Source organism: Chromobacterium sp. S0633, from assembly GCF_024158805.1.
Taxonomy (GTDB): domain Bacteria; phylum Pseudomonadota; class Gammaproteobacteria; order Burkholderiales; family Chromobacteriaceae; genus Chromobacterium.
Window position 1 is genome coordinate 113004 of the sequence record NZ_JAMZGH010000009.1, and the last position, 24975, is coordinate 137978.

Annotated in this window: 22 protein-coding genes, 1 tRNA gene and 1 riboswitch; of the genes, 8 read left to right on the forward strand and 15 right to left on the reverse strand. The window is 64.3% G+C overall.

Features of this window, described 5'->3' with window-relative positions:
- Positions 1-189: 189 nt before the first annotated feature.
- The 4 genes from NK214_RS08925 to NK214_RS08940 all read right to left on the reverse strand — a co-directional run bounded on the left by NK214_RS08925 (position 190) and on the right by NK214_RS08940 (position 4484).
- Positions 190-798, reverse strand: a complete 609-nt coding sequence (locus NK214_RS08925) for a 3'-5' exonuclease (protein ID WP_199225847.1) — start codon at positions 796-798, stop codon at positions 190-192.
- A complete protein-coding gene (locus NK214_RS08930) occupies positions 798-2603 on the reverse strand; it encodes a putative nucleotidyltransferase substrate binding domain-containing protein (protein ID WP_253314266.1) in 1806 nt (601 codons plus the stop codon). Before NK214_RS08930 ends, NK214_RS08925 begins: the two co-directional genes overlap by 1 nt.
- A 68-nt stretch (positions 2604-2671) precedes the next feature.
- Positions 2672-3451 (reverse strand): class II glutamine amidotransferase, encoded by a 780-nt coding sequence (locus tag NK214_RS08935; RefSeq protein WP_107798984.1) that lies wholly within the window; start codon positions 3449-3451, stop codon positions 2672-2674.
- A gap of 142 nt (positions 3452-3593) precedes the next feature.
- Positions 3594-4484 carry a DMT family transporter gene (locus tag NK214_RS08940; protein ID WP_107798985.1) on the reverse strand — a complete coding sequence of 297 codons (891 nt, stop codon included), beginning with the start codon at positions 4482-4484 and terminating at the stop codon, positions 3594-3596.
- A 137-nt stretch (positions 4485-4621) separates the two neighbouring features.
- Here NK214_RS08940 and NK214_RS08945 point away from each other — a divergent pair, with 137 nt between their 5' ends.
- The 3 genes from NK214_RS08945 to NK214_RS08955 all read left to right on the forward strand — a co-directional run bounded on the left by NK214_RS08945 (position 4622) and on the right by NK214_RS08955 (position 8126).
- Positions 4622-5422, forward strand: a complete 801-nt coding sequence (locus NK214_RS08945; protein ID WP_227108334.1) for a helix-turn-helix domain-containing protein — start codon at positions 4622-4624, stop codon at positions 5420-5422.
- A 79-nt stretch (positions 5423-5501) separates the two neighbouring features.
- The gene (locus NK214_RS08950; protein ID WP_253314267.1) at positions 5502-6743 is read left to right on the forward strand and encodes a GNAT family N-acetyltransferase; all 1242 of its coding nucleotides are present in this window, start codon (positions 5502-5504) and stop codon (positions 6741-6743) included.
- 66 nt (positions 6744-6809) lie between these two features.
- Positions 6810-8126 (forward strand): MFS transporter, encoded by a 1317-nt coding sequence (locus NK214_RS08955; protein ID WP_253314268.1) that lies wholly within the window; start codon positions 6810-6812, stop codon positions 8124-8126.
- A gap of 84 nt (positions 8127-8210) precedes the next feature.
- On the opposite strand, the gene hrpA is transcribed toward NK214_RS08955, so the two are convergent.
- Together hrpA and NK214_RS08965 are read right to left on the reverse strand one after the other, a co-directional pair.
- A complete protein-coding gene (gene hrpA / locus NK214_RS08960; RefSeq protein ID WP_107798989.1) occupies positions 8211-12146 on the reverse strand; it encodes an ATP-dependent RNA helicase HrpA in 3936 nt (1311 codons plus the stop codon).
- Between the two features lie 97 nt (positions 12147-12243).
- Positions 12244-12609 carry a DUF5329 domain-containing protein gene (locus tag NK214_RS08965; protein ID WP_107798990.1) on the reverse strand — a complete coding sequence of 122 codons (366 nt, stop codon included), beginning with the start codon at positions 12607-12609 and terminating at the stop codon, positions 12244-12246.
- An 83-nt stretch (positions 12610-12692) separates the two neighbouring features.
- Positions 12693-12855, forward strand: a riboswitch (FMN riboswitch).
- 235 nt (positions 12856-13090) lie between these two features.
- On the opposite strand from NK214_RS08965, the gene NK214_RS08970 reads away from it, so the two are divergent.
- Positions 13091-13828, forward strand: coding sequence for a bifunctional 2-polyprenyl-6-hydroxyphenol methylase/3-demethylubiquinol 3-O-methyltransferase UbiG (locus NK214_RS08970; protein ID WP_253314269.1), 738 nt, complete (start codon positions 13091-13093; stop codon positions 13826-13828).
- A 193-nt stretch (positions 13829-14021) separates the two neighbouring features.
- Entirely contained in the window at positions 14022-14777 is a 756-nt protein-coding gene (locus tag NK214_RS08975; RefSeq protein WP_253314270.1) for an N-formylglutamate amidohydrolase, read from the forward strand.
- A gap of 9 nt (positions 14778-14786) precedes the next feature.
- On the opposite strand, the gene NK214_RS08980 is transcribed toward NK214_RS08975, so the two are convergent.
- Positions 14787-15998, reverse strand: coding sequence for a SpoIIE family protein phosphatase (locus NK214_RS08980; RefSeq protein ID WP_253314271.1), 1212 nt, complete (start codon positions 15996-15998; stop codon positions 14787-14789).
- A gap of 200 nt (positions 15999-16198) precedes the next feature.
- Between NK214_RS08980 and NK214_RS08985 the strand changes: the two genes are divergently transcribed.
- From NK214_RS08985 to NK214_RS08995, 3 genes are all read left to right on the forward strand, one after another.
- Positions 16199-16744 carry a hypothetical protein gene (locus tag NK214_RS08985; RefSeq protein WP_253314272.1) on the forward strand — a complete coding sequence of 182 codons (546 nt, stop codon included), beginning with the start codon at positions 16199-16201 and terminating at the stop codon, positions 16742-16744.
- A 45-nt stretch (positions 16745-16789) separates the two neighbouring features.
- A tRNA-Thr gene (locus tag NK214_RS08990) sits at positions 16790-16865 on the forward strand.
- Between the two features lie 297 nt (positions 16866-17162).
- Positions 17163-17702 carry a hypothetical protein gene (locus tag NK214_RS08995; RefSeq protein WP_253314273.1) on the forward strand — a complete coding sequence of 180 codons (540 nt, stop codon included), beginning with the start codon at positions 17163-17165 and terminating at the stop codon, positions 17700-17702.
- A 208-nt stretch (positions 17703-17910) separates the two neighbouring features.
- Here the strand turns inward: NK214_RS08995 and NK214_RS09000 are convergent, their stop codons facing one another.
- From NK214_RS09000 to NK214_RS09035, 8 genes are all read right to left on the reverse strand, one after another.
- On the reverse strand, positions 17911-18495 hold the full coding sequence (locus NK214_RS09000) for a DoxX family protein (protein ID WP_227108348.1): 585 nt from the start codon (positions 18493-18495) through the stop codon (positions 17911-17913).
- 11 nt (positions 18496-18506) lie between these two features.
- Positions 18507-19178: a putative DNA-binding domain-containing protein gene (locus NK214_RS09005; RefSeq protein ID WP_253314274.1), complete on the reverse strand. Its 672-nt coding sequence runs from the start codon at positions 19176-19178 to the stop codon at positions 18507-18509.
- Between the two features lie 19 nt (positions 19179-19197).
- Positions 19198-20037 carry a DUF692 domain-containing protein gene (locus tag NK214_RS09010; protein WP_235088694.1) on the reverse strand — a complete coding sequence of 280 codons (840 nt, stop codon included), beginning with the start codon at positions 20035-20037 and terminating at the stop codon, positions 19198-19200.
- Positions 20025-20327 carry a hypothetical protein gene (locus NK214_RS09015; RefSeq protein ID WP_107800000.1) on the reverse strand — a complete coding sequence of 101 codons (303 nt, stop codon included), beginning with the start codon at positions 20325-20327 and terminating at the stop codon, positions 20025-20027. Before NK214_RS09015 ends, NK214_RS09010 begins: the two co-directional genes overlap by 13 nt.
- A 27-nt stretch (positions 20328-20354) precedes the next feature.
- Positions 20355-21269 carry an MBL fold metallo-hydrolase gene (locus NK214_RS09020; protein WP_227108356.1) on the reverse strand — a complete coding sequence of 305 codons (915 nt, stop codon included), beginning with the start codon at positions 21267-21269 and terminating at the stop codon, positions 20355-20357.
- A 399-nt stretch (positions 21270-21668) separates the two neighbouring features.
- Positions 21669-22472 carry an NAD(+) diphosphatase gene (gene nudC, locus NK214_RS09025; RefSeq protein ID WP_227108358.1) on the reverse strand — a complete coding sequence of 268 codons (804 nt, stop codon included), beginning with the start codon at positions 22470-22472 and terminating at the stop codon, positions 21669-21671.
- A gap of 26 nt (positions 22473-22498) precedes the next feature.
- A complete protein-coding gene (locus tag NK214_RS09030; RefSeq protein ID WP_107800002.1) occupies positions 22499-23632 on the reverse strand; it encodes a YbdK family carboxylate-amine ligase in 1134 nt (377 codons plus the stop codon).
- Between the two features lie 4 nt (positions 23633-23636).
- Positions 23637-24833 carry a cation:proton antiporter gene (locus NK214_RS09035; protein ID WP_227108360.1) on the reverse strand — a complete coding sequence of 399 codons (1197 nt, stop codon included), beginning with the start codon at positions 24831-24833 and terminating at the stop codon, positions 23637-23639.
- Between the last annotated feature and the right edge of the window lie 142 nt (positions 24834-24975).

Sequence of the window (24975 nt, forward strand, 5' to 3'; positions counted from 1 at the left end):
GCAGGGCATTGTAGAATGCGATGCGTCGGTTCGGGCGTGTCACCTGTCCTATTGGCCGTGTCGTTCAAAGGCGGCGGCGCCATCGCCGCCGGCCCGTCTTGACGGGCCGGATCTGGCGATGGCGGGTTGGGAAATGGTCCAGCCCGCCGCGCGTCGTGAAGCGTGGCGCGCAGAGTTGAAGGCAAGGCATCAGCCGTAGCCGCGCTGTTTCAGCGCCAGATAGAGCATGGCCGCGTTGATGGCGTCGTTGAGCGCGTCGTGGCGCGGCGGCGCGGGCATGTCCAGATCCCGGCAGATGCTGGCCAGCCGCAAATCGATGTGGGCGTCCGGGTTCTGTCTCAGCTTGTAGTCGTAATAGCGGCCGGAAATCTCGATGCGCCGCTGAGGCAGCGGCACGCCCAGCCAGGGGCGGACGTAGCGGTTGAGCACGGCCAGGTCGTATTCCAGGTAATAGCCCAGCAGCGGCCGGCCGCCGATGAAGTCCAGCAGCAGACGCACGGCGTCCCGGGCCGCCAGGCCCTGATTGACGTCGATGGGCCGCAGGCCGTGGATGCGCACATTGTCCGCCTGCGGCGCGCGCTCCGGCCGCACCAAGAGATAGAGCGCCTCGCTGGCGAGGATGCGGTTGCCGCGCAGCTTGACCGCGCCTATGGACAGCAGCTCGGCTTCCGCCGGATTCAGGCTGGTGGTTTCGCAGTCCAGGCTGACCAGTTCGTCCGGGTGTTCGCTATACATGCCGGCGTAGGCCGGGTCGCGCAGCCGGCGGCGTTGCCATTGGCGCAGCAGGGCGGACAGCATCAGAAACTGCCCAGCCGGTAATGGTGGCGCAACTGCGTCTTGAATCGTTTGACCACGCCCAGCGCGTCTTTGAGCAGGTCCCGTTCCAGCGAGGACAATTTGTCCGGCTCCAGCAGATTGTCGGCCGCCTTGCCGGCGCTCATCCGTTCCAGCCCTTGTTCCAGTCTCAGTTGCATCAGATAGGACAGCGCCTCGCCCGCGTCCTCGGCCAGGCCTCGCTCCAGCCGTCCCTGGGCCGCCAGCGCCTGCAGCCTTTGCTGTGAATTGTTCTCGCTCACCCCGTATTCCAGCGCCAGCGCGCGGATGCCGTGCACCAGCGGAAAGATGCCGCCTTTTTTCAGGTCCAGCGCCGCGCGGCCGTCGCGCTCGCGGGTTTGCAGATGGGAGAACAGACCCAAGGGGGTGTCGAATTGTTCGATGGCGCGAGCGAAGCGGGAGAAGAAGCCGGCGTCGTCGCGCAAGGTGGCGCGCAGATAGTTTTGCGCGTCTTCCAGCAGCGCGGCGTCGCCGCAGACGGCTTCCGCGTCCACGAAGATGGCCAGCCGCATCAAGGCGTCTCCGTCCGGACTGTGCACCCAGCGGTGCAGGCGGTCGCGCAGCTCGGCGCCGCTGAAGCGCCAATCCGGGTGGCTGAGCATGATGTTGCCGGGACAGGGCGGGTAGCCGAAGCGGGACAGCGCGGCGGAAAAGGCCTGGCAGCTGGCTTCCAGTTGCGGCCAGGGCGCGCCGTCGCGCAGCAGCAGCGCGTTGTCCTGATCGGTTTTGAGTATCTGTTCGCCGCGGCCTTCCGAACCCAGCACCAGCAGGCAGCTGTTGGCCGCCAGCTCCGGCGGCGCGATCAGCCGCCAGGCGCGGGCGAACAGGCGGGCGTTGAGGCTTTGCACCAGCCGGCCCAGCTGCAGCGCCTTGACGCCGTGGCCGGACAGGATGCGCACCAGCCGCGGGATCTGCTCCGCCACTTCCGTCAGTTCGTCCAGCGTGGCCGCGCGCTCCAGCCGCTGCGCGATCAAGTGGGAGTGATTGGAAAAATAGGACAGCACGTCCACCTGGGCCAGCATGGCCACCGGCTCGCCGCGCTCGGTCACCACCAGGCGCCGCAAATTGCGCCGCGTCATCAGCAATAGGGCGTTGAACAGGAAGTCGTCTATGTCTATGGTCAGCAGCTCGTACTGGCAGTATTCCGCCGCCGGCGCGTCCGAAGGCACGCCGTTCAGCACGATGTCGCGAAAGTCCGTGGTGGTGAGGATGCCCAGCCGCCCGTCGCCGCGCAGCAGCACGGACTTGGATTTGTGTTCCTTCATCGCCGCCGCCGCGTCGCGCAGGCTGGCGCCGGCGTCCACGAACACCGGCTGGCGTCCGCCGGCGTCGCGGACGGTGGCCGCCAGCAGGGTTTGCAGTTCTCGCTGGCCGGCGCCTTGCGCCAGCCGGCCCAGCTTTTCCGACACGCTGGCGTAAAAGTAGGCGCCGAAGCGCGGGTTGCTCTCGGTCAGCGCCAGCACTTCGGCGCGCGGCAGGCTGTAGAGCAGCGCTTCCTCCTGGACGATGAAGCGGTGGCGAGTCTGGCCGGCGGCGGTGGCGCGGGCGTCGAAGCCGTCCTGCGCCCGGTACAGCGCGACGACCTCGTCGCCGGCCATTTCCCTGACCACGCCTTTGATCACCACGTACAGGGCGGTGACCGGCGCGTCCGGCGCCAGCACGGTTTGCTCGTCGGCGTAGAACAGGATGTCGGCGCAAGCCTCCAGCCTCAGGCGTTCGTCCGGGCTCAGGGCGTCGAATGGGGCGTGGCTGAAGTCGAATCGCTGCATGGCGGGCCTCGCGGAACAAGACATTGCCGCCAGCATAACACCGGCGGCAAGGGCTTGTCGGCGGGCGCTCAGCCCGGCAGGTGTTGCAGCAGCGGAGAGCCGTCGCGGAACAGCAGCAGCTCGCCGGGGACGAGCGGCGTCCAGCTTTCGTTGTCCGTCAGCGGCTGGGTGGCGATCACCGCCACGCGGTCATGCGGGGTGGTGACCGAGGCGAAATCCACGCTGACGTCGTCGTCCACCAGGTGAGCGGTGTTGAACGGCGCCTGGCGGATGATGTAGTGCAGATGGGTGGAGCAGTGGGCGAACAGCGCCTCGCCGTTGCTCAGCATGAAGTTGAACACGCCGTGGCTGGAGATCTCCGCCGCCAGCCGCGCCACTTCGGCGAACAAATCGTCCAGCTGAGGTTGCTGGCACCATTTGGCGCGCAGCCGTTCCATTAGGTGGCAGAAGGCCCGCTCGGAGTCGGTGCTGCCCACCGGGTTGTAATGGCAGCCGGCCTCGGGCTGGAAGTTTTCCAGGTTGCCGTTGTGGGCGAAGATCCAGTAACGGCCCCACATCTCGCGCATGAAGGGGTGGGTGTTGGCCAGATTGACTTCGCCCTGGGTGGCCTTGCGGATGTGGGCGATCACGTTTTCCGACTTGATCGGATAGTTGCGCACCAGATTGGCCACCGGCGATTCCACCGACGGTTTGTCGTCCAGGAAGATGCGGCAGCCCTTGCTCTCGAAAAAGGCGATGCCCCAGCCGTCGGCGTGGTGGTCGGTCTGGCCGCCGCGGCGGTGAAAGCCTTCAAAGGAGAACAGGATATCGGTTGGGGTATTGCAATTCATGCCCAGTAACTGGCACATGGTTTCTGATTCCACGGTAAAGAGGTTGTCATGGCCGGCCCGCGCCGGCTGCGGTTTTGTTACAGAGCTTAGGCGATAAGCGGGGCCGCGGCAATCCCGCCGCGCCGGCCGTGGAACCCGGGCGCGGCGGGAAAAGCGAAGCTCAGGCCGTCGAACGGACGAGGCCGCGCAGCTTGGCCCAGCCGCCCTGGCTCAGGCTGACGCCGAGCAGGATCAGGCCGCCGCCCAGCCAGTGGTAATCGTGAATGGTTTCGCCCAGCAGCGCGCTGGCGATCACTGCGGTGAACAAGGGCAGCAAATTCATGAAGATGGCGGTGCGCTCGCTGCCCAGGCCCTGAATGCCGCGCATCCACAGATAGGGCGCCAGCACCGAGGAGGCGATGCCGGCGAAGGCGACCAGGCCCACGCCTTGCGGCGGCACCGCCAGGCTGTCCGCGCTCAGCGCCACCGGCACCAGCATCAACACCGCCAGCAGCACCTGGATGTAAAGATTGGTCCAGCTGCCGAAGGGCGGCGCCCAGCGGCGCAGCAGAATGCCGTACAGCGCGTAGGAGAGCGAACCCACCAGCATCAGCGCGTCGCCGCGGTTGACGCCGCCGCTGAGCAGATCCAGCGGCCGCCCCTGGCCCAGCAGATAGAGCACGCCCAGCAAGGACACCGCCACGCCGAACAGCGCGTGAGCGCCCACCGGCTGGCGGAAGGCGACGGCGTTCAGCGCCAGGCCCAGCAAGGGGATCAAGGCGCAGATCACGCCCATATTGGTGGCGCTGGTGCTGTGCGCGGCGTAATAAGCCAGGCATTGGTACATCACCATGCCGAGCGCGGCCAATACGGCGAAGCGGCCCAGCCAGGGGCGGATGGCCCGCCATTGGCGCAGCGCCGGCCGCAGGCTCAAGGGGGTGAGAATCAGCGCGGCCAGCAGCCAGCGGTAGAAGGAGATGGCGGCGGGGTCCAGCGCCTGGGCCGCGGCCTTGGACACCACGGTGTTGGCGGACCAGATCAGCACGGCCAGCATGGGAAACAATGAATACATGGGATGGCTCCGGATGCGGCTTTCGTCCGATCGGGCGGGCGAGAGCACAGAAAAGCATTGACAGTGCGCAGTGTAGCGCTGTCTGATTCAATGCATATAACGCAAACCAGACAAGACGATAGCGGGAAACCGACAAATTGGACTATTCCGAACTGGACCAGGGCTTGCCGGCGCCGGCGCCCATCCATCTGCGCTACGACCAGCTGACGCCGCAGACCGAGTTCTCGCCGCACAGCCATCCCTGGGGGCAGTTGAACTGCATCAGCCTGGGGGTGATCGAGTTGAGCCTGATCGAAGCCGGTCAGGCCGAACGCGCGCTGGCGGCGCCGGCGGAGTTTCTGATCTGGGTGCCGGCCGGGGTGCGCCACTCCGCCTCGGTGCGCCAGGCGATGCGCTACACCTCGGTCTACGTCGGCGCGGAGGAAGCCGCCGGGCTGCCCGCCCACCCCTGCCTGATTCCGCAAACGCCCTTGCTGCGCGCGCTGCTGGATGACTTCTGCCAGCGCGGCGTTACCGCGATCCGGGACCCGTGGGACCGGCGTCAGGCCGAGCTGCTGCTGGCGCGGCTGGCCCAGGCCGGCCACCAGGACAGCTATCTGCCGGATAGCCGGCATCGTCAGCTGGCGCCCATTCTGGCCGCCATCCGCGACAATCCGGCCGACGCGGCCACGCTGGCGCAGTGGGCGCGGCGCGTGCACGGCACCGAGCGCACGCTGGCGCGCCATTTTCAACGCGAGCTGGGCATGAGCTTTGTCCAGTGGCGCAACCGGGTGCGGCTGCTGCGGGCCCTGGCCTGGCTGCGCGAGGGGCGGGCGGTGCAGGACATCGCCGCCGATCTGGGCTACGGCACCGCTTCCGCCTTTATCGCCATGTTCAACAAGCAGTTGGGCTATTCCCCGGAGCGTTACCGGCGCTTGCTGACCGACGGCGCGCCTTGAGGGAGCTTGTTGCCCGTTTGGCATTGCGGCACACTGGAATGATTGTCAATCATAGAACCAGCCTTCTACGCCCCAAGCCATGAGCAAGAAAATCAAACAACTGGCCCGCCAATTGGGCGACGGCTGGAAGCTGCGCCGCCGCTTGCGGCAGGCCAGCGCGCTGAATTTCGCCTTCTCCGAGCGCATAGACTTTTTGAACGGACAACACTGGGATCAGCTGGCGGCCCGGCACGGGCTGCTGATGTCCCGCGATTACTGGCGCGCGCTGGAGCGGTCCGGGCTCGCCCATTTCGAAGTGCGCTACGCGCTGGCCTATCGCGACGGCGAGCCGGTGGCGGCGGTGGCGATGCAGCTGTTGGAAGTCAGCCTGGAAACCCTGCACGCCCATCCCGGGCCGCGGCCGGAAGGCTCGCTGCGCGCGGCGCTGGCGCAAAACCTCAAGCCCAAGCTGCGGCAACGGCTGCTGGTCTGCGGCAATATGCTCAGCTACGGCCTGGACGGCGCGGCCTTCGCCGCCGATCTGGACCCGCAGACTCGCTGGCAGGCGGTGGCGGAGATTCTCTACCGCATCCGCCGCGCGGAGAAGCTGAACGGCCAGATCGACTTCGTGCTGGTCAAGGACATGGACGAAACGGCGCGGGAAGACAGCCGGGCGCTGGGCAAGCTCAGCTACAGCACCCTGGAGACGGAACCCAATATGGTGTTGCCGCTGGCCGAGGACTGGCGCGTTTACGACGACTACCTGGCCGGCATGACCTCCAAATACCGCAGCGCCATCCGCCAGCAGATCTTCAAGCCCGTGGAAGCCGCCGGCTGCGAGATCGGCGTGATGACGCCGGAACAGGTGGACGCGCAGGCGGAGCGGATGCAAGCGCTTTACCTGGCGGTGCAAGACAATGCCACGCTGCGGCCGGTGACGGTGAGCGCCGACTACTGGCGGCGGATGGCGGCGCTGGGGCCGGAGCGGGCGGAACTGCGCGGCTTGTGGCGGAACGGCGCGTTGCTGGGCTTCCTGCTGGTCTTGAAAAACGGCGCGGAAGTCACCGCCGCGCAGATAGGCTTCGACCGCGCAGCGGCCAAGGAGCTGCCGCTTTACCTGCGCCTGCTGCACACGGCGATCGAGTCGGCCTTGGCCGCCGGCGGACGGCGGGTGATCTTCGGCCGCACCGCGCTGGAACCCAAGGCGAGGATGGGCTGCCAGCCTGTGCCCACCTCGCTGTGGATACGCCATCGCCAGCCTGTGCTCAATTCGCTGATCCGCAGCAGCTTCGGCATCGTCCAGCACGAGGACGCGCCGACGATCAATCCCTTCAAAAAATAATGGCCCAGCCCTTCGCGCCGCGCGGCGGGGAGGGCGTGTGCACCTTGGTCGCGGAAAGGACCTGATATGACTCAAACGGCGAGCGCCGCCGCGGCACCCGCGCGCAAACTGAACCGGAACGATTGCAAGACGCTGGGCCTGGCTTCGCTGGGCGGCGCGCTGGAATTTTACGATTTCATCATTTACGTGTTCTTCGCCCTGGTCTTGGGCAAGCTGTTCTTCCCCCACGACATTCCGGGCTGGCTGCGCCAATTGCAGGTGTTCGGCATTTTCGCCGCCGGCTACCTGGCGCGGCCGCTGGGCGGCATCGTCATGGCTCACTTCGGCGATCTGTTCGGCCGCAAGCGCATGTTCACGCTCAGCATTGTGCTGATGGCCTTGCCGACGCTGGCGATGGGCCTGCTGCCCACGTATCAGAGCATAGGGATATGGGCGCCGATCTTGCTGCTCCTGCTGCGCGTATTGCAGGGCGCGGCCATCGGCGGCGAGGTGCCGGGCGCCTGGGTGTTTGTCGCCGAGCACGCGCCGCCGCGCCGCACCGGCCTGGCGTGCGGCATCATCACCTCGGGGCTGACCATAGGCATTCTGTTCGGCTCCCTGATCGCGATGGCGATGAATCTGTTCTTCACGCCGCAGCAGCTGGAGGACGGCGCCTGGCGGATTCCCTTCTTGATCGGCGGCGTTTTCGGCCTGGTGGCGATGTATCTGCGCCGCTGGCTGCATGAGACGCCGGTGTTCAACGAAATGCAGGCGCGCAAGGCGCTGTCCGCCGAGCTGCCGCTGAAGGCGGCCTTGCGCGGCCATCGTCTGGGCATGGCCGTGTCGATGGCGGCCACCGCGATGCTGTCGGTCACCATCGTGGTGGTGATTCTGATGACGCCCACTTTTTTGCAAAAGCAGTTCGGCGTGCCGCCGGTGGAGGCCTTGTCCGCCAACAGCCTGGCCATCATCGCGCTGAGCGTGGGCTGCATCGTCGCCGGCCTGGCGGTGGACCGCTTCGGCGGCGGCCCGGTGTTCACCGCGGGCAGCCTGCTGCTGGGCGTCAGCAGCTGGTGTTTTTACCAGACCATGGGGCATGACGTGAGCTGGTTGCGCCCGCTGTACACGCTGACCGGCTTTTTCGCCGGCATTGTCGGCGCGGTGCCTTTTCTGATGGTGCGCGCCTTCCCGGCGCCCATCCGCTTCAGCGGCCTGTCGTTTTCCTACAATGTGGCTTACGCGGTGGTGGGCGGCTTCACGCCGGTCTTGCTGTCGGTGTGGATGGAGGCCAGCTCGCTGGCGCTGGCCGGCTATCTGATGATTTTCTGCCTGGTGGGGCTGGCGATGGGGGTGTTCCTGCTGGCCTGGGGGGATAGGCCGGGCTTGTCCCATCCGGTGCATTGAAGCGCGCATAGAAAAACGGCGGCGTCGATAAAGACGCCGCCGTTTTCTCATGCCAGGGCGAGCCAGTTCAAGGTCTGGCGAGCATTAGCGCGGTAGTTCGCTCCACAGCTTCAACAGCCGCTTGGCGGACACCGGATACGGCGTTTTCAGCTCCTGGGCGAACAGGCTGACGCGCAGTTCCTCGATCTGCCAGCGGAAATCCAGCAGCGCCTGGGACGCGCCTTCGGCTTCATTGTCCTCGGCCACCCGGGTTTCCCATTTCTGCCATAGGTCGCGGATTTCCGCGCCGCGCTGGCCGTCGCGCTGCGGGTTGGCCGGCTGCTTGTCCATGCGCAAGCCCATCGCGCGCATATAGCGCGGCAGGTGAGGCAGCTGGCTCCACGGCGTGGCGGCCAGGAAACCCTTGTAAACCAGCTTGGCCAATTGCTGCTGCAACTCGTAGCCCAGCTTGTGCTTCTGCATCTTCACGCTGAGCGGGCCGTATTCGGACGCCACCTGGCCCAGGTACTGGGTCACCGCCTGGTTGACGGCCGGCAGCCGGGTGCGGGCGCGGGTTTTCTGCTCGTTGAAGGCTTTCTCATTGCGCGGCAGCGCGTCGTCGCCGATGAAGGCGCGGTCGCAGATGCAGGCGATGGCGTCGGCCAGCAATTCGTCGACATTGGCCACCGCGCGCAGTTGCAGACCCAGCTGGGTCATGCCGGGCAGGCCCTTGGACAGCTGCTTCATCTGTTCCTTGAGCTGCAGCTGCAGCAGCCGGATCACGCCCTGACGGTGATGGCGCTCGGCCATCAACTGGGTGTCGAACAGGCGGATCGCCACCTTGTCCTGCTCCAGCGTCAGCGCCGGGTAGCCGGTCAGTTGCTGGCGGCCGCGGGCGAACTGAATGCTTTCCGGCAGTTCGCCAAAGTCCCAGCTGCTGACTTCGTCGCGCTCGAACTCCGCGCTGGTGTCGCGGAAGGTCAGCTGGGCGGCCTGGCCGAACTGCTTTTGCAGCGCCAGCAGGTCGCGGCCCAGGCCGATTTCCTGCTTGCCGTCGTCGATGACGCGGAAGTTGAACAGCAGATGGGCCGGCAGCTCCTGGGCGCGGAAATCGTCGATGTCCACTTTGACGCCGCCGGTTTCGCGCAGGATGAAGCGCGCCAGCTGCGGCGCGATCGGCTGCTGTTGATCCGGGTTGACGCTGAGGAAGCGGGTGACGAAGTCCGGCACCGGCACGCAGCAGCGGCGGATCTGCTTGGGCAGGCCCTTGATCAGCTGTTGCAGCTTCTCGCGCACCATGCCGGGCACCAGCCATTCGAAAGCGGCCGGCTGCAGGCGGTTGAGGATGGCCAGCGGCACGTCCAGGGTGACGCCGTCCAGCGGGTGGTTGGGTTCGAAGCGGTAGCGCAGCTTGAGGCGGCCGTCTTCCAGCTCCAGCCATTCCGGGAACTGGTTTTCGGTGACATGTTGCGCGGCGTGGCGCATCAGTTCTTCGCGCGTCAGGTGCAGCAGCTTAGCTTCGGTCTTTTCCGCCTCCTTGCGCCAGGCCTCGAAGCTGGCGGCGTCCACCACCTCGGCCGGAATCCGTTCGCTGTAGAAGGCGAACAGGGCCTCTTCGTCCACCAGCACGTCCTGACGCCGCGCCTTGTGCTCCAGCTGCTCCACTTCGCGGATCAATTGCTGATTGCGCTGGAAGAAGGGCGCGTTGCTGACGTAGTCCATATTCACCAGCGCGCCGCGGATGAACAGCTCGCGCGCCTCTTCCGGCGCGATGCGGCCGTAGCTGACCGGCCGGCGCGGCACCAGGGTCAGGCCGTACAGGGTGACGCGTTCGCTGGCCACCACTTCGCCGCGGCTCTTTTCCCAGTGCGGGTCGAAGTAATGGTATTTGACCAGGTGCGGCGCCAGCTTTTCCACCCATTCCGGCTCGATCTTGGCCACGCAGCGGGCGTAGAGGCGGGTGGTTTCCACCAGTTCCGCCGCCACCAGCCATTTGGGCTTGGCCTTTTTCAGGCCGGAGCCGGGGAAGACGTGGAAGTTGACGCCGCGGGTGCCTTGGTAATCGTCGCCTTCCTGGTTTTTCATGCCCAGATTGCCGATCAGGCCGGTCACCAGCGCCTTGTGCAGGTTTTCATAAGCGACGGCGTCCAGCTGCTGGCGCTTTTTCTGCGTCATCTGCGCGTCCGGCTGCTCGGCGTCGGCGTGCGCCTGTTCGCGCTTGATCAGTCCCAGCTCGCCGGCGATGTCCGCCAGCTGCGCGTGCAGTTCGCGCCATTCGCGCAAGCGCAGATGGGACAGGAAGTGCTCGTGGCAGGTGTTGATCAGCAGACGGTTGGATTTCTTGTGCTTGAGCGCGTCGGAGAAGAAGTCCCACAGGTGCAGGAAGGACAGGAAGTCGGACTTCTCGTCGTTGAAGCGCGCCTGCGCGCGTTCGGCCGCCTCGCGCGCTTCGAACGGGCGTTCGCGCGGGTCTTGCACGCTGAGGGCGGCGGCGATGATCAGCACTTCGCGCACGCAGCCGAAGTCGCGGCCGGCCAGCAGCAGGCGGCCCACTTTCGGGTCCACCGGAATCCGCGCCAGCTCCTTGCCCACGCCGGTGAGTTCGCCCTTGTCGTCCACCGCGCCCAGTTCGGTCAGCACCTGGTAACCGTCGGCGATCAGCCGGCTGCTGGGCGCTTCGATGAAGGGGAAGGCGTCCACTTTGCCCAGCCGCAGCGCGGCCATGCGCAGGATGACCGCGGCCAGGTTGGAACGGACGATTTCCGGGTCGGTGAAGGCCGGGCGCTGATTGAAGTCGTCCTCGCCGTACAGGCGCACGCAGATGCCGGCCTCGACGCGGCCGCAACGGCCGGCGCGCTGCCGCGCCGCCGCCTGGGAGATCTTCTCCACTTGCAGCTGTTCCACCTTGGCGCGCGGGCTGTAGCGGTTGATGCGCGCCTGCCCGGTGTCGATCACGTATTTGATGCCCGGCACCGTCAGCGAGGTTTCGGCCACATTGGTGGCCAGCACGATGCGGCGGCCGCCGGAGGGCTTGAAGATCTTTTGCTGGTCCTCGTTGGACAGGCGCGCGAACAAGGGCAGGATTTCGTAGCCGCGGATGCCGGATTTGCGCAGTTTTTCCGCGGTTTCGCGGATTTCGCGCTCGCCGGGCAGGAAGACCAGCATATCGCCCGGGCCCTGGCGCGACAGCTCGTCGACGGCGTCGACGATGGCGCCTTCCATCTCCACTTCGCGCTCGTCTTCGTCGCGCTGCGCCAGCGGCCGGTAGCGCACTTCCACCGGATAGGTGCGGCCGGAGACTTCGATCACCGGCGCGCCGTCGAAATGGCGGGAGAAGCGGTCGGCGTCGATGGTGGCCGAGGTGATGATCACCTTCAGGTCCGGCCGGCGCGGCAGCAGCTGTTTCAGATAACCCAGCAGGAAGTCGATGTTGAGGCTGCGTTCATGCGCCTCGTCGATGATGATGGTGTCGTAGTTTTCCAGATAACGGTCGGTCTGGGTTTCCGCCAGCATGATGCCGTCGGTCATCAGCTTGATCACCGATTTGTCCGACAGCTTGTCGGTGAAGCGCACCTTGAAGCCGACATGCTCGCCCAGCGTGGATTTCAGCTCCTGGGCGATGCGGCTGGCCACCGAGCGCGCGGCCAGCCGGCGCGGCTGGGTGTGGCCGATCAGGCCGTGCACGCCGCGGCCCAGTTCCAGGCAGATCTTGGGCAGCTGGGTGGTTTTGCCGGAGCCGGTTTCGCCGCAGATGATCACCACCTGATGGCCGTCGATGGCGGCTTTGATGTCGGCCAGTTTCTGGTTGACCGGCAGGGCGTCGTCGAAATCGGGCTTGGGCAGATGGGCGCGGCGCGCGGCCACCTTGGCGGCGGAGCGCTCGATCTGCGTCTGGATGTCGGCCAGCTGCCTGTCCGCAGGCTGGTTTTTCTTCAGCCGCTCGGCGGCGTCGCTCAGTTTGCGGCGCAAGGCGTGGCGGTCGCGGATCAGGCAGGAGGGGAGGTCGGCCTTGAGTTGGGCCAGCAGCTGGGCAGCAGTCATCGGGAAAAGAACACTGGATTACAGGAAAGCGGCGATTATAACAGCTGCGTGGCGGTCCGGCAGGCCTGGATTGCCGGTCGGACGCCGGCGGAACGGCTTATTTGCGCTGGCGGTAGCGGCCCAGCTCCGCTTTCAGCCAGCCGGCGCTGGCCACCGGTTGCGCCGAGCCGCAACGCACCTGATAGGCCTTGCCGCTGATGCTGCTTTGGGTGGCCGCGCGCTCGATGAAGCTTTCCGCGTTGCTGACCCAGTCTTTTTTCAGCAGATACTGGTATTTGTCGTTTAGATGATCGCGGGCCTCTTTAGAGCCGTACCAACTGCCGTTGCGATTGAATTCGCAGCCGGATTGGGCCAGATAGTCCAATAGATGGTTGATCTCGTTCTTGGCGGCCGGGGTGGGCGCGGCGACGGCCGCGCCGGCGCTCAAACAAAAAAACAGCCAGATCGGCAGCTTCGGGGTCATGCTTCGCTCCATTGCAATTGGAATGCGCAGACTATGCGCGATGGGGCGGGGCTTGTCCAACTTCCGCGCCGCCTTTATGCTGTGCCGGTCTTCAGGGCGGGGTGAAATTCCCCACCGGCGGTATGTCGCGGCGAATGCCGGCGACGAGCCCGCGAGCGCCGCGCAGCCGTTTCCACGATGCGCGGGTCAGCAGATTCGGTGAAAAGCCGAAGCCGACGGTGAGAGTCCGGATGAGAGAAGACGCGCGCCAGGCCGTGAGAACCTGTTCAAAGTTTGCTGCGCTTCAGCGATACGGCGTTAAAAACGAGCTCAAAATGCTCATGTACCACTTGTACATTCCGCTTTTTCACTCGTTTTCGCCTTGTCTCGCCCTTGCTCGCGAGACTTTGAACAGGCTCTGAGAGCCCGGCGCGCTTTTGCGCGTCGGCATGGCCGCGCGCCGCCCTGGGGCGCTTTCCTTAAGTATTTACGGAGCCTCCAAATGCAGCAAAACATCTACGACCATCCGGTCTTTTTCTCCCAATACCAAGCCTTGCGCGACAGCGACACCGGGCTGAACGGCGTGCTGGAGCAGCCCGCCTTGCGCGACGCGCTGCCGCCGCTGGCCGGCATCGACATCCTGGACCTGGGGTGCGGTTTCGGCGATTTCGCCCGCTGGGCGCGCGGCGAGGGCGCGGCCAGCGTCACCGCGGTGGATTTGTCCGAACGCATGCTGGAACAGGCGCGGGCGCGCACCCAGGATCCCGCCATCCAATACCAGTGCGCGGGCATCGAGGATTTTCAGCCTCCGGCCGCCGCCTATGATCTGGCCGTGTCCTCGCTGGCCCTGCACTATGTGGAGGATTACGCGGCGGCGGCGGCGCGCGTGTTCGCCGCGCTGCGGCCCGGCGGCGTGTTCGCGCTGACGGTGGAGCACCCGATTTGCACGGCCAGCCCTCAGGGTTGGGCGCTGGACGCGGCGGGCGAGCCATCGCACTGGACGCTGGACGCCTACTTTCAGCAAGATGCGCGCGCAAGCCGCTGGTTCGTCGACGGCGTGATCAAACATCACCGCACGGTGGAAAGCTATGTGAAAGGCTTGCTGGACGCCGGCTTCCAACTGCTTCACCTGGGCGAGCCCGCGCCGGACCCGCAGACCCTGGCGCATCGGGACGGTTTGCGGCCGCACGCGCGCCGTCCGGCCCTGCTGCTGCTCTCCGCGCGAAAGCCGGCGCGTTAGCGCGGCCTTGCCGGACTGGCCCGAACCTGTTCAAAGTCTCGCGCAAGTCGCGGCAAGGCGAAAACGGCTGAAAAACGGCATGGCTGTTTTCAACGCCGTATCGCCGGCGCGTAGCAGATCGCAAACAGGTTCTTAGAACCAAGCCGCGCATGCCCGGTCCAGCAATGATCGGGCAAGAATCAGGAGGAGGGCGATGAGAAGCGGATGGGTAGCGGGGATTCTGATTCTGGCCTTATCGACGGCGCCCGCCGTCGGCAAGACCCCGCCGGAACGGGCCGTCATCGAACCGGCCCACATCGTCGAGGCCATCAAGCTGCAGCAGGAGGCGGACGCCGCCAAGGACAGGCCGCCACAAAACGGCGAGCCGTGGTTTACCGTATTGGAGGGCAAGCGTCCCATCATCGTCACCGCGCCGCACGCCACCAGCCCGTTCCGCGACGGGCAATACCGTTTCTCCGACGGCGGCGGCACCGCGGCCTTGGCGGCGATGCTGCACCAACTGGCCGGCGCCACCGCGATCTACACCACCCGCGCCTCGCCGTCTGATCCCAATTACGAAGACGACAACGCCTTCAAACGCAAGCTGGCGGCTTTGATCGCCGATCAGCGCCCCTTGCTGGTGCTGGACCTGCACGGCAGCCATCCTTACCGGCCTTACGACGTGGATTTCGGCACCTTGAACGGGGCTTCGCTCCTGGGCAAGCCCTGGCTGCAACAGCGGCTGGAGCAGCGTTTGCGAGGGCAGGGCGTGCTCAATGTCTCCGACAACTACTTCGCCGCGTCCAAGCATCAGACCATCGCCAAATTCGCTTCGCGGCTGGGCGTGCCCGCCATTCAGCTGGAAATCAGCAGCACCTGGCTCACGCCCTCGGACGGGAATCTGGCCGCGCATCGTTTCTCCCAGCTTTTGCAGGCGCTGGTGCGCTATGTGAGAGAGGTGGAGGGCTAGGCGCGGCGCTCAGGCGTCGTGCCAGCGGGAGCGATTTGGCACGGCGCAGCCGATATCGGCCTCAGGCTGGTTTGGGACCGATGGCGAATGCACCACCAGCAAGGACGCGTCGTCCAAGATGGCTTCGTTCTGGCGGTGGCGCTGCAGCGCCTGCAATACGGTATTGCCGATTCGTCCGGGCCAGCCTGCTTCCACCGCCTTGATCACGCCGTCCAGGCCAAACATCTGGCCATTGTCCGCCTGGGCCTCGGTAATGCCGTCCGAGCAGACGACCAGCGCATGCTCCGGCTTCAACATGCTGGTTTCCAGCGAACGGTCGAACTGTCTAGCCGCCAAAATGCCCAGGGGCGGGTGCTCGGAACGGAATTGCTTGACCTTGCGCCCTTGCGGATCAAACATCAGCGCGCAGGGAATGCCGCCGTTCCAGACCTGCACGGACTGCGCGGCCGCGTCGATTCCGATGAGGATGCCGGCGACGAAGCGCCCGGAGGGCAGCAGGCGGTGCAGTTTGTCGTTGATGGCCGCCGCGATGTCGCCCAAGGCCGCTTGCGCCTGAGCCAGTTCGTAAAAGCACTCCACCGCCGGGATGGCGCTGATGGCCGCGGTCAGGCCGTGTCCTGTGCAATCGGCCAGCATCAGGTATTCCCGATCCGCCGCGCGGGCATAGCAGACCAGATCGCCGTTGAACTGGGAAGCCGGCCGCAAATGACGCCAGACATGGGCCGGCAGTTCCAGTTGTTGCCGATTCAGCCGCTCGATCAGCTCCAAGGCGTAGCTTTGTTCGCGCTCATTGTTCTGGAAGTAGCGCTCCAGGCGCACCGCGTCCTGGTTGATCTGCCGCTGCATTTGGGCGATGCGCAAAAATACCTGGATCTTGGCCGTCAGCAGGTCCGGGCTGACCGGTTTGGTCAGATAGTCGTCGCCGCCGGCCTTGAGGCCTTCGATCAGATCTTGCTGCTGGCTCAGGCCGGTCAGGAAGATGATGGGCACCCAGTGTTCTCCGAACAGGGTCCGCAGCTCCATGGTGGCCTGCAGCCCGTTCATCACCGGCATGATGATGTCCATCAGGATCAAGTCGTAGCCGGCTGTCTTACACATGGCGACGGCCTCCCGGCCATTGCCGGCGAGATCGCATTGATAGCCCAGGTCTTCAACGAAGGTGCGGACCATCAGGCTATTGGTGGCGCTGTCGTCCACCAGCAAAATTTTGGGCTGGGGCATGCTGTTTCCATTACGTGTCAGGAAAGGGAAGCGAGCGGCGCAAACGAGCGCAAAGGCAATTACATTGGCATTGCACTGTGGGTATAGCATATGTGAGGCGGCGATGGCGCACTGCGGCAATAAAAATCAGTCCGCGCGGCGGATTGGACTTTGCCCACCGTCGTCAATTTCCGCCAGGGCGCGGGAAACCCCGTGCTAGTATGCGGGTTTTGGCGGCGCAAAGCGCGGCCCGTTTCATCCCAGAGAGCATTAGACCCCCGATCATGAAATTCGCGACGCACACCATTGCGCTGGCCTTGAGCCTGGCGTTGATCAGCCCGGCCAGCCTGGCCGAACCCGAAGACATGCCTTTGCCCGGCGACGTGCAGATGGCGCCGGCGAGCAAGCCCGCGCGCAAGGCCGCGCCGGCCAAAACCGTTCAGGCGGCGGAACCGGCGCGCGCCAAAGAGCAAGCCAAGCCGGCGCGCCAGGCCAAAGGCAAGGCCAAGGCGAAATCCGCGAAGCAGGGCAAGCGTCAGGCCAAGGCCATTAGCGCCAAGCAGACGCGTCACGGCAAGGCGGCGGCCAAGCCGGCGACAAAAAAATCGACCGTCAAAAAATCGACGGCCAAAAAGCCGCGTCACGCAGCCAAAACCGCAAAGCGCGCGCCACAGGCCAAGGCGCCCGCTAAAAAAATCAGCAAAAACAAAAAGGTAGGCAAAAGCGTGAAGAAGGCGCATAAAAAGGCGCCGAAAAAGACGCGCTGACGGCTTGCCAAAGCCATTGAGGCAAGACATAATACGCCTCTCTTCGCCGGTGTAGCTCAGTTGGTAGAGCACCTGACTTGTAATCAGGGGGTCGCGAGTTCGATTCCTGCCGCCGGCACCAATAAAATCAAGGGCTTATAGAGTTTTCTCTATAAGCCCTTGGTGCGTTTTAGGGGAGTGCCGGCCACGTTGGCTGATATTTCCCACTGCGCCAAAATATCGCCGCCCCGCCGCTTCGCGCATTGTTACGCTTTTTCCCCATACTTCTTTAGCCAATAATCGTCATCATCCCTACAAGCCGTCATAAAGCATTGTTTCTGTAGAAAAAATACTTTAGTCGGCTACTTATTGATGTAACGGCGACATTAATCGGCACGCCAATCGTTAATTTGACTCACCCCTTATGGGAGACTGACAAATGACTGGAGATGGCAATTTCCTCACTCCGGAAGGAATGAGAGTCGATATCGAGACAAGCGCGGCCGAAACGCTGAGAATTCTGAATCAGAACTTTCCATGGGCGCCGAACTTGCAGTTCGACCTTATGGCTTTTAGAGAGTGCTGGAATTTTGCAACGGCAAGAATTGGCTGGCTGTGGTTACAGACCCAAAGGGAACTGCAGTTTCATTTCAATTGGAAAGCCGGGCGAGCAGGTTTCTTGCAAGCCACACTGTGTGCGCTGAACAGCCTCGCGATCTACGAGGCCCGCACCTCTTCCAGTTGGACGGTATACGGGGCCGCCTTCACCAGCGCGTTGGCCAATTTTTTCGCTTACTACGATAAGGGCCCAAGCAAAAGAAGCAAGAAAAAATTCTTTGGGATGCTCTTGGTTTCTGCCGGATACGCCTTTCTTTCGTATGCCGGCAGCAATGCCTATCAATTCTTGCTTGCCTATGACTCGATCGCATTTTCAATTTGCGTCATTTTAGTCGGCCACCATCTTGCCATCAGGGGATAGGCCCCTTTTTTCGAGGGCATAAAAAGACCCCAGCCAAATCAGGCTGGGGCTCATGGTCATAACAGGAGGCCGACATGAGGATGCCAGCTACTGCCTGTTATAGGCGGCCGGCATGCTTGTTCGAACTGACCAAAAGACGGGCGGCCATCATTGGCCGCTCATTCTGAGAACGCTCTCGGCTTGACGCGCAGCGGATTTTGAAACGCTTTTAAGCGGCAAAGCGCTTGCGCAGCCAGTAATCCGCGCTGACGTAGCGGCCGCCGCCGTAAAAGAACAGCACCAACAGCATGACGAAGTAGGTGGCGGCGAACTCCATCCCGTTGTTCAGGATGACCGGGTCGCCCAGTTCAGTAATGTAGTTGTAACGGCCGGGGAAGTTCTCCGCCAGCCAGGACAGGAAGCCGGCCAAGCGCTGGCTGGACTCCATGTCCTTGGCGGCAATGGCCAGCCAGCCGCGCGGCAGGTGCACCATGGCGCTGGCCGCGCTCATCAGCACCATCATGGGGATGGCCATCACCCGGGTGAACAAGCCGAGCGCGATGCAGACCAGGCCCAGCACCTCGGTGGCCGCGGCCAGAAAGGCGAACAGCACGGGGAAGGGCAGGCCCAGGCCGCCTTCGCTGGCCGGAGCGCCGAACCAGCTCACCGCCGCGCTGAAGCCGACCACCTTGGAATGGGCGCCGACGTAGATCACCGGCAGCAGATAGAGGCGGACGCCCAGCAGGGCGATGAAGTCGTATTGCTTGCAAGCCGCAAGCGCCCGGTCGAAACCATTCATTATCTTGGCAATCATTTTCGTATTCCTCATATTGGGCGGCCGGCGTCGGACGCCGGCGCGCGCATGTCGCGCATCTGTATCAAGCCGGTGGCGAGCGCTTCCTTGAGCCAGGTCCAGAGCGTGTCGGGCGGAACTTCGGCCGACAGCGCCGGATAGGCGCAAGGCGTCCGCAAGGCCTCCAGCAGCCAGCGATCTAAGGCGCTCAGCGGTTTCCGGATCACCTGATGTCGGGCGTCGCGAAAGATGGCGTAAGGGCCGGCAAGCCCGGCGAAGTCCAGCTGCAGTTCAACGCAGGCCAGCGTGGGATTGAGCGAGAAAACGGAGCTTTCCGTCGCCAGCCCGGCGGAGGGCGGCGTCACGACGGCCTCGTCTATTTCCACGCTGAACAGCAGCCACTCGTATTCCAGGCATTGCCGCAGATCCGCGGGCAGGCCGGCTTGGGAGAAACAGAGAAACTCGGTGGCGATGTGGTGGAACTCGGGGCTGGATGAGGCGTGACCCGCCAAAAAGTCGTCGATGCGGCTGCGCAGCTGCTCAGCCGACAGCCTGCCGCAGAACAAGGGGAAGACATGGCTCAGCACTTCCTCGACATTGCCGCGCAGAAACTGGCGGTAAAGCTCGACGGAACGCTCGCCCAAGGCCTCCGGGCCGCCCCGCAGCCGCCGGCTGAAGGTTTCGATGTCCGATATCGCGTTCATGATGTCTCCTTTGCCGCGCTCAGGCGGCCTGGGCCGCCGGCAGGTGGATGCGGCGCCGCAGCGCGGCCGCTTCTTCGCATAGTTCCCGCCACGGCGGCAACTGGTTGTCGCGCTCCAGCAGCAGCGGACGGGAGCCGTGCAAAGCCACGGCGTGCCGGGCCAGTTCCAGCACCTCTTCGCATACGGCCGCGCCGTGGGTGTCGATCAAGATGCCGTCGTCGCGGCGCCAGTGGCCGGCGATGTGGAAGTAGCGGATGGCCCGGGACGGCAGATCGGCGATGAAGCGTCGCGGGTCGTAACCGTGGTTGCAGGCGTTGACGTAGACGTTGTTGATGTCCAGCAGCAATTGGCAGCCGCTTTGTTCGACAACGGCGCGGATGAAGTCCGCTTCCTCCATCTGGCCGGCGTGGGCGTGGTAGTAGCTGATGTTTTCCAGGATCAACGGTCGATCCAGGAGGTCTTGAACCTGGCGTATCTTGGCGGCGACGCGCGCCGCGGCCGCTTCGCCGCGGGGGATCGGCAGCAGTTCGTACAAATAACCTTGCCGATCACGGGAGTAACTGAGGTGGTCGCCGTGCAGGCGGATGCGATAGCGGTCGAGAAAGCGCTTGGCGCGCTGGAGATAGTCCGCGTCCAGCGGCAGCTCGTCGCCTATCGACAGGCTGAGCCCATGCGAGATCAACGGGTATTTCTCCGCCAGGCGGTCCAGCTGCTCGCGTTTGCGGCCGCCGATGTCCATCCAGTTTTCCAGCGTGATTTCCAGGAAGTCGATTTCAGGCTGCGGGGGGTGATCGGCCAGCCATTGGGCATGTTCGGCGCGCAGCCCCACGCCGACGGCCTGTTGATTTATTGTCCGCATACGCCCTCCACCATTTTTCCCTTGCCGGTTTGGTCGGAGTGGACGCCTTGGCCGGTCTTGCCGCACTTGCCGTCGCGGGCGCGCACCAATTGATCTTGCGGATCGTGCCGGAGAGGGGCTTTCTCATACATCTTCACCGTGCCGCACTTGCCGCTGGCGCATTTGCCGCCATGGCCGCTTTGGCTTTTCACCGCTTGCGCCGGCTGGCTGGCTTCCGCCGCCAAAGCGGCTTCGGCGCTCAGGCCGAGCAAGGATGTCATGGCGATGGAAAGAATGATCTGTTTTTTCATGTCGGTTCTCCTTTGGGATGGCGGCGCTCAATGCGCCGGGAAGCATGAAAGGTCGCGGCTGGCGTGGATCGGGCCTGGGTAATAACGGCGGACGATGGAGATAGATTGCTCCTTGAGCCGCAGGCCCTTGCCCATGAAATGGTTGAGCACCAGCTGCTTGGGCTTCGCCGCGGCGGCGATGCGGCCGACGACGGACGGCTTGGCGTGTAGGAAGGCGGAAGCGGGGTCCGCCTGCTCGTCGATGGCGAGCGGCATCACCAGAATGTCCGCGTTCTTGGCGAAATCGATAAAGCGAGGGTTGCCGCCGTTCTGATCAGCGGAGACGACGATGCTGCCGTCCTTGGTGTCGATCCGATAAGCGAGGCAGGGCACGTCGCCGTGCGGAATGCCGAGCGCGCTGATGCGGACGCCGTCTTTTTCATACACCGTGGTCGGCGTGGTCTTGCGGTAGTCCACATTGGACAGCGAGACCTTGAGCGGGATGTCGCCCTGGCCGGAGTAGAGGCCGGACAGATAGGCGTAAGCGCCGCTTTTGGCGTTGAACTGGGCGTTCATGAAGCCGCTCAGGCTGGGAAAGCCGGCGCCGCCCGTTGGGCCGGACATCTGAATGGCGCGGGGCGAGCTGAAAAAGTAGCTGCCCTTAAGCAGCGCGGGCAAGTCCGATACATGGTCGGTGTGAAAGTGGGTGAGGCCGATGAAGCCGACGTCTTCCAGCCGCGCGCCGGATTGGCCGAAGCGCAGAAAGGCGCCGCCGCCGGCGTCTATCAGCGCCACCGGCTTGCCCTTCCACCAGATCAGCGAGGCGGACGAAGCGCGGCCGTCGTCGGAGATCGGCCCGCCCGAGCCCAGCAATTGCAAGGCGTAGTCTTTGTTTTCGCATTGAGTTGGGCTGGCCAGGGAAGCGTTGGCGGCGCAGGCCAGCAAGAGGGATAAGGCAAGCATGCGGATTTTCATTTTGCGCTCCTTGTGCGGCGCGGTGATTTGGCCTGAGAAGGGAGGCCGGCCTGCGTCATCGCCGCCGTATTTCATTGAATTCGACGAGATGTCCCCTTGCAGGCGGGAGTCGCGTCGCTTTGGCTATGACTAAAGCTTATCACCGCGCTTATATCAGCATTACTTTTTGTATTTATAGATATGAGTAGAAAAATTTATATACAAGAATGGAGAGCCATTGAGCATTCGCCGATGGGCGGCGGCGGGAGAGCGCGGAGGAAGTAGACGGGGACAGCGTCAAAATGATGTGGAGGATCAAGCAGGCGCGCCGGCCTGCTTGTGATGGAAAGATGGATAGGGGTGTAGCGCGGGGGCGAGACGGAGGCCGTCCGCCATACGGCTAAGCAGCTAGGCCCGCCCCTCGTCCCGCGCGCGCAGCCACGCCACGGTGTGATTCAGCAATTGATAGGCGATGGAGATGGGCGTCGGCGTTTGCGGCAGGGCGTCGATGTCGAACCAGCCGGCGTCTTCGATCTCGCCCTCCTGAGGCTGGATGTCGCCGCTGTCGTACTCCGCGGTAAAACCCAGCATCAGCGAGTGGGGAAAGGGCCAGGATTGAGAGCAGACGTAGCGCAGATTCTTGATGCGCACGCCCACCTCTTCAAACGCCTCGCGGTGCACGCATTCCTCCAGGGTTTCGCCGGGCTCGACAAAGCCGGCCAGCGCGCTGTAGACGCCGGGGACGAAATGAGGGCTGCGCGCCAGCAACAATTGCCGGCCGCGATGGATTACCACCATCATCGCCGGCGACAGCTTGGGATAGTAGAGCTGGCCGCAGCTGGAACAGCGTTTGCCGCTATCGTCCGGCCGCTGAAGCAGGGGCCCGGCGCAACGGCCGCAATAACGATGAGTGCGCTGGAACTGGCGGATTTGCGCGGCGCGGGCGATGGCCGGCGTTAGCCCGGATGGCAGGCTGAGCAAGGCCGGGCGCAGGGCCAGCCACTCGCAGCCGGCCGGCGGAGCGCCCACCAGTTCCGCCAGAAACAGATTGTGTTCCTCATGCACGCCGATGAACAGGATCTGGGCCAGCGGCCAGGCGCGCGCGCGGTCATCCGGCAGGGCCTGGTCCAGCAACAGGATCTTGGGCCCTTCGAAAATGCAGTAGCGGGCAGGCAGCGCGGGATCGGGCAGGGCGGGCAGGTCGAATGGCATGGCGGCTTGGTTAAGGTTTGAGCCCCTCAGTTTACGCCCACTCCCGGCGCCGCGTACATCCAGTGTTCGCTTTGCCGGCGCACCACCTCGGACAAAGAACCGCTGTCGTCGAACACCTGCCGCAGCCAGGCGCTGTCGGACTGCCGCTTCAACACCCGCTGGCGCAAGGCGGTCAACTGCGCCTGATTGCCCAGCGCCTCGGCCTGCGGCTCCAGCTGATTCAAGGTGTTGAGCAAATCCTCCTGCAGCCCGATCTGGCTATTGTTGCCGGCATCCACCAGCATGCCGTCAAAGCCGAAGCGGCAGGCCTGGAAGCGGTTGTAGCTATACGTCAGATAATGTTCCTGACACACCTCGTCCTGGCGTTCGCTCAGACAGCGGTGCGCCAGCATCTGCGCGTAAGCCGCCAGCAGCACCGGCGTCTCCACCGACAGCGGCGTGTCGCAGATGCGGATTTCCACCGTGCCGTACTCCGGCTTGGGCCGGATGTCCCAGTAAAAGTCCTTCATGCTGGCGACAATGCCGAGGTTGGCCATGCGCCGGAAATAGTCGTTGAACTGCGCCCAGTTGTTGACGCAAGGCATGCAGCCGGACAGCGGGAAGGCGTTGACGCTGGTCAGCCGCGAGGTCTGGAACAGCGTGTCCACCCCCTGGTAAAACGGAGAAGACGCGGACAGCGCGATGAAGTGCGGAATGTAGCGCGCCAGATAATGAGTCAGGCGCACCGCGCTGTCGCCGTCCGGGCAGCCGATATGGATGTGCTGGCCGTAAACGGTGAACTGCTTGGCCAGATAGCCGTACAGCTCGGACACCAGGTGATAGCGCTCCTTGGGGTAGATGCGTTGCTCGTCCCAATGCTGGAACGGATGCGAGCCGCCACCGGCCAGGCCCAGATTCAGTTTGCGCGCGCTGCTGACCAGCAGCTCGCGGATGGCCAGAATCTCCTCCAGCATCTTGTTGACGTCGCTGTGCACGGCGGTGCCGATCTCAATCATGCCCTGGGTGATTTCCGGCTTGATGTCGAAACCGTGCTGCAGGCGATTCACCTGCAACAGCAAATCGTCCGAGCCGCGGGTCAGATCGTAATCGCGCCGATTGAGAATCATCAGCTCCAGCTCCACCCCCAGGGTCAGCGGCTGACTGCGGTTGAATTCCAGCATCGTCTCACTCCTGCGGCCGGGTTTCGCCGGCCAGCTTCAAGGCCAGGCGGGTCAGCACCGGCGCGCACAATTCATTGATCACCAGGATGGCCATCATCACTCCGCTGAAGTTTCCCGCGGCGGCGCCCAGGGAAATCGCTCCCAAGCTCATCAACAGCGAAGTGCCGCCGGACCAGGAGTTCAGCGCCAAGCCCAGGCAGGCGCCGTGGCGCTTGGGCAGGCCATTGGCGCCGGCCGCCAGCCACCAGATCAACACGGCGAAGCCGGTGCGCAGCAGCAGGCAGGCCAGGGCCACCGGCCAGAACTGCGCCAGCGACTGCGGCGCCAGTTGCGCGCCGGCGGCCACGAAGAACGCCACGGTAAAGATATGGGCGGACGACATGATGCCGCGTTCGGTCACGGTATGGCCGTGCTTGAGGTTGCGCGTGGCCAGGCCGGCCGTGAGCAAGGCCAGGGACGGCAAGACCTGCAGCATGTCCGCCACGCCGACCACCAGCGCGATCAAACCGAACAGCATGACTTTCTGCGATTCCCGCTGCCGGCCGCCCAGCCAGCGATTAAGCTGGATTGCCGCGAGACCGGCCAACAGGCCCAGCGCACAGGAGGCCAAGGTCAGCCAGCCCGGCAGCAGAATGCCGCTTTCCACGCCGTTGTTGCCGGACAGATGGCCATAGGACAAGGCCAGCGCGAAGCAGGGCAGGGCCAGCAGATTGGACAATGCCGTGGCCACCAGCAGGCGTTCGCTGACCTGTCCGTCCGCGTTAGACTCGCGCACAATCTCCAGCGTGACCACCGGCGAAGTGGCCACGCCCAGCGCGGCCAGCATCAGGCTGGCCGCCAGACCCAGGCCGAACAGCTGCAAGGCGGCGAACAGGCCAAGCAAGGTCAGCAGGCAATAGAACAAGGTGGTCAGCAACAAGGTGCGTTCCACCCGCAGCCAGCGCAAATCCACGCGGCGCCCGGCCTCAAACAGCGCAATGCCCAAGGCCAGGTGCACGAAGATGGACGCTTGCTGCAATAGTTGCTCGTCCAGTAGCCGCAGGCTGTGCGGACCAATCAGCAAGCCGGTCAGCACATAACCGACGATGGCGGGCAGACGCGCCACCCGCACGGCGATCTGGCCGCCAATCACACCCAGCGACAAGAGCACGCCGAATGCCGCCAAAGGATTGAGCGCCAGCGTTTGCCAAGGCAGGCTCATGATAATTCCCCCGTTTATTTTTGATTTTGACTGACGCGCCAGCCTGAGCCGGCGCAGCGAAAGCGGAATGTTGACGTCTTGCGACGGATCGGATGGGACGCGCATTGAAATGCGCGAAATCGCCCTCAGAGTATGAGAGACG

Excerpts from the sequence above, each read along its gene's own strand:
- NK214_RS09010 (WP_235088694.1), bottom strand. The coding sequence starts at position 20,037 with ATGCGGACAATAAATCAACAGGCCGTCGGCGTGGGGCTGCGCGCCGAA.
- NK214_RS08950 (WP_253314267.1), top strand. The coding sequence starts at position 5,502 with ATGAGCAAGAAAATCAAACAACTGGCCCGCCAATTGGGCGACGGCTGG.
- NK214_RS08970 (WP_253314269.1), top strand. The coding sequence starts at position 13,091 with ATGCAGCAAAACATCTACGACCATCCGGTCTTTTTCTCCCAATACCAA.
- NK214_RS08935 (WP_107798984.1), bottom strand. The coding sequence starts at position 3,451 with ATGTGCCAGTTACTGGGCATGAATTGCAATACCCCAACCGATATCCTG.
- NK214_RS08980 (WP_253314271.1), bottom strand. The coding sequence starts at position 15,998 with ATGCCCCAGCCCAAAATTTTGCTGGTGGACGACAGCGCCACCAATAGC.
- NK214_RS09005 (WP_253314274.1), bottom strand. The coding sequence starts at position 19,178 with ATGAACGCGATATCGGACATCGAAACCTTCAGCCGGCGGCTGCGGGGC.
- NK214_RS09015 (WP_107800000.1), bottom strand. The coding sequence starts at position 20,327 with ATGAAAAAACAGATCATTCTTTCCATCGCCATGACATCCTTGCTCGGC.
- NK214_RS08940 (WP_107798985.1), bottom strand. The coding sequence starts at position 4,484 with ATGTATTCATTGTTTCCCATGCTGGCCGTGCTGATCTGGTCCGCCAAC.
- NK214_RS08925 (WP_199225847.1), bottom strand. The coding sequence starts at position 798 with ATGCTGTCCGCCCTGCTGCGCCAATGGCAACGCCGCCGGCTGCGCGAC.
- NK214_RS09030 (WP_107800002.1), bottom strand. The coding sequence starts at position 23,632 with ATGCTGGAATTCAACCGCAGTCAGCCGCTGACCCTGGGGGTGGAGCTG.
- hrpA (WP_107798989.1), bottom strand. The coding sequence starts at position 12,146 with ATGACTGCTGCCCAGCTGCTGGCCCAACTCAAGGCCGACCTCCCCTCC.
- NK214_RS08930 (WP_253314266.1), bottom strand. The coding sequence starts at position 2,603 with ATGCAGCGATTCGACTTCAGCCACGCCCCATTCGACGCCCTGAGCCCG.
- nudC (WP_227108358.1), bottom strand. The coding sequence starts at position 22,472 with ATGCCATTCGACCTGCCCGCCCTGCCCGATCCCGCGCTGCCTGCCCGC.
- NK214_RS09020 (WP_227108356.1), bottom strand. The coding sequence starts at position 21,269 with ATGCTTGCCTTATCCCTCTTGCTGGCCTGCGCCGCCAACGCTTCCCTG.
- NK214_RS08995 (WP_253314273.1), top strand. The coding sequence starts at position 17,163 with ATGACTGGAGATGGCAATTTCCTCACTCCGGAAGGAATGAGAGTCGAT.
- NK214_RS08985 (WP_253314272.1), top strand. The coding sequence starts at position 16,199 with ATGCGGGTTTTGGCGGCGCAAAGCGCGGCCCGTTTCATCCCAGAGAGC.
- NK214_RS08955 (WP_253314268.1), top strand. The coding sequence starts at position 6,810 with ATGACTCAAACGGCGAGCGCCGCCGCGGCACCCGCGCGCAAACTGAAC.
- NK214_RS09035 (WP_227108360.1), bottom strand. The coding sequence starts at position 24,833 with ATGAGCCTGCCTTGGCAAACGCTGGCGCTCAATCCTTTGGCGGCATTC.
- NK214_RS09000 (WP_227108348.1), bottom strand. The coding sequence starts at position 18,495 with ATGATTGCCAAGATAATGAATGGTTTCGACCGGGCGCTTGCGGCTTGC.
- NK214_RS08965 (WP_107798990.1), bottom strand. The coding sequence starts at position 12,609 with ATGACCCCGAAGCTGCCGATCTGGCTGTTTTTTTGTTTGAGCGCCGGC.
- NK214_RS08975 (WP_253314270.1), top strand. The coding sequence starts at position 14,022 with ATGAGAAGCGGATGGGTAGCGGGGATTCTGATTCTGGCCTTATCGACG.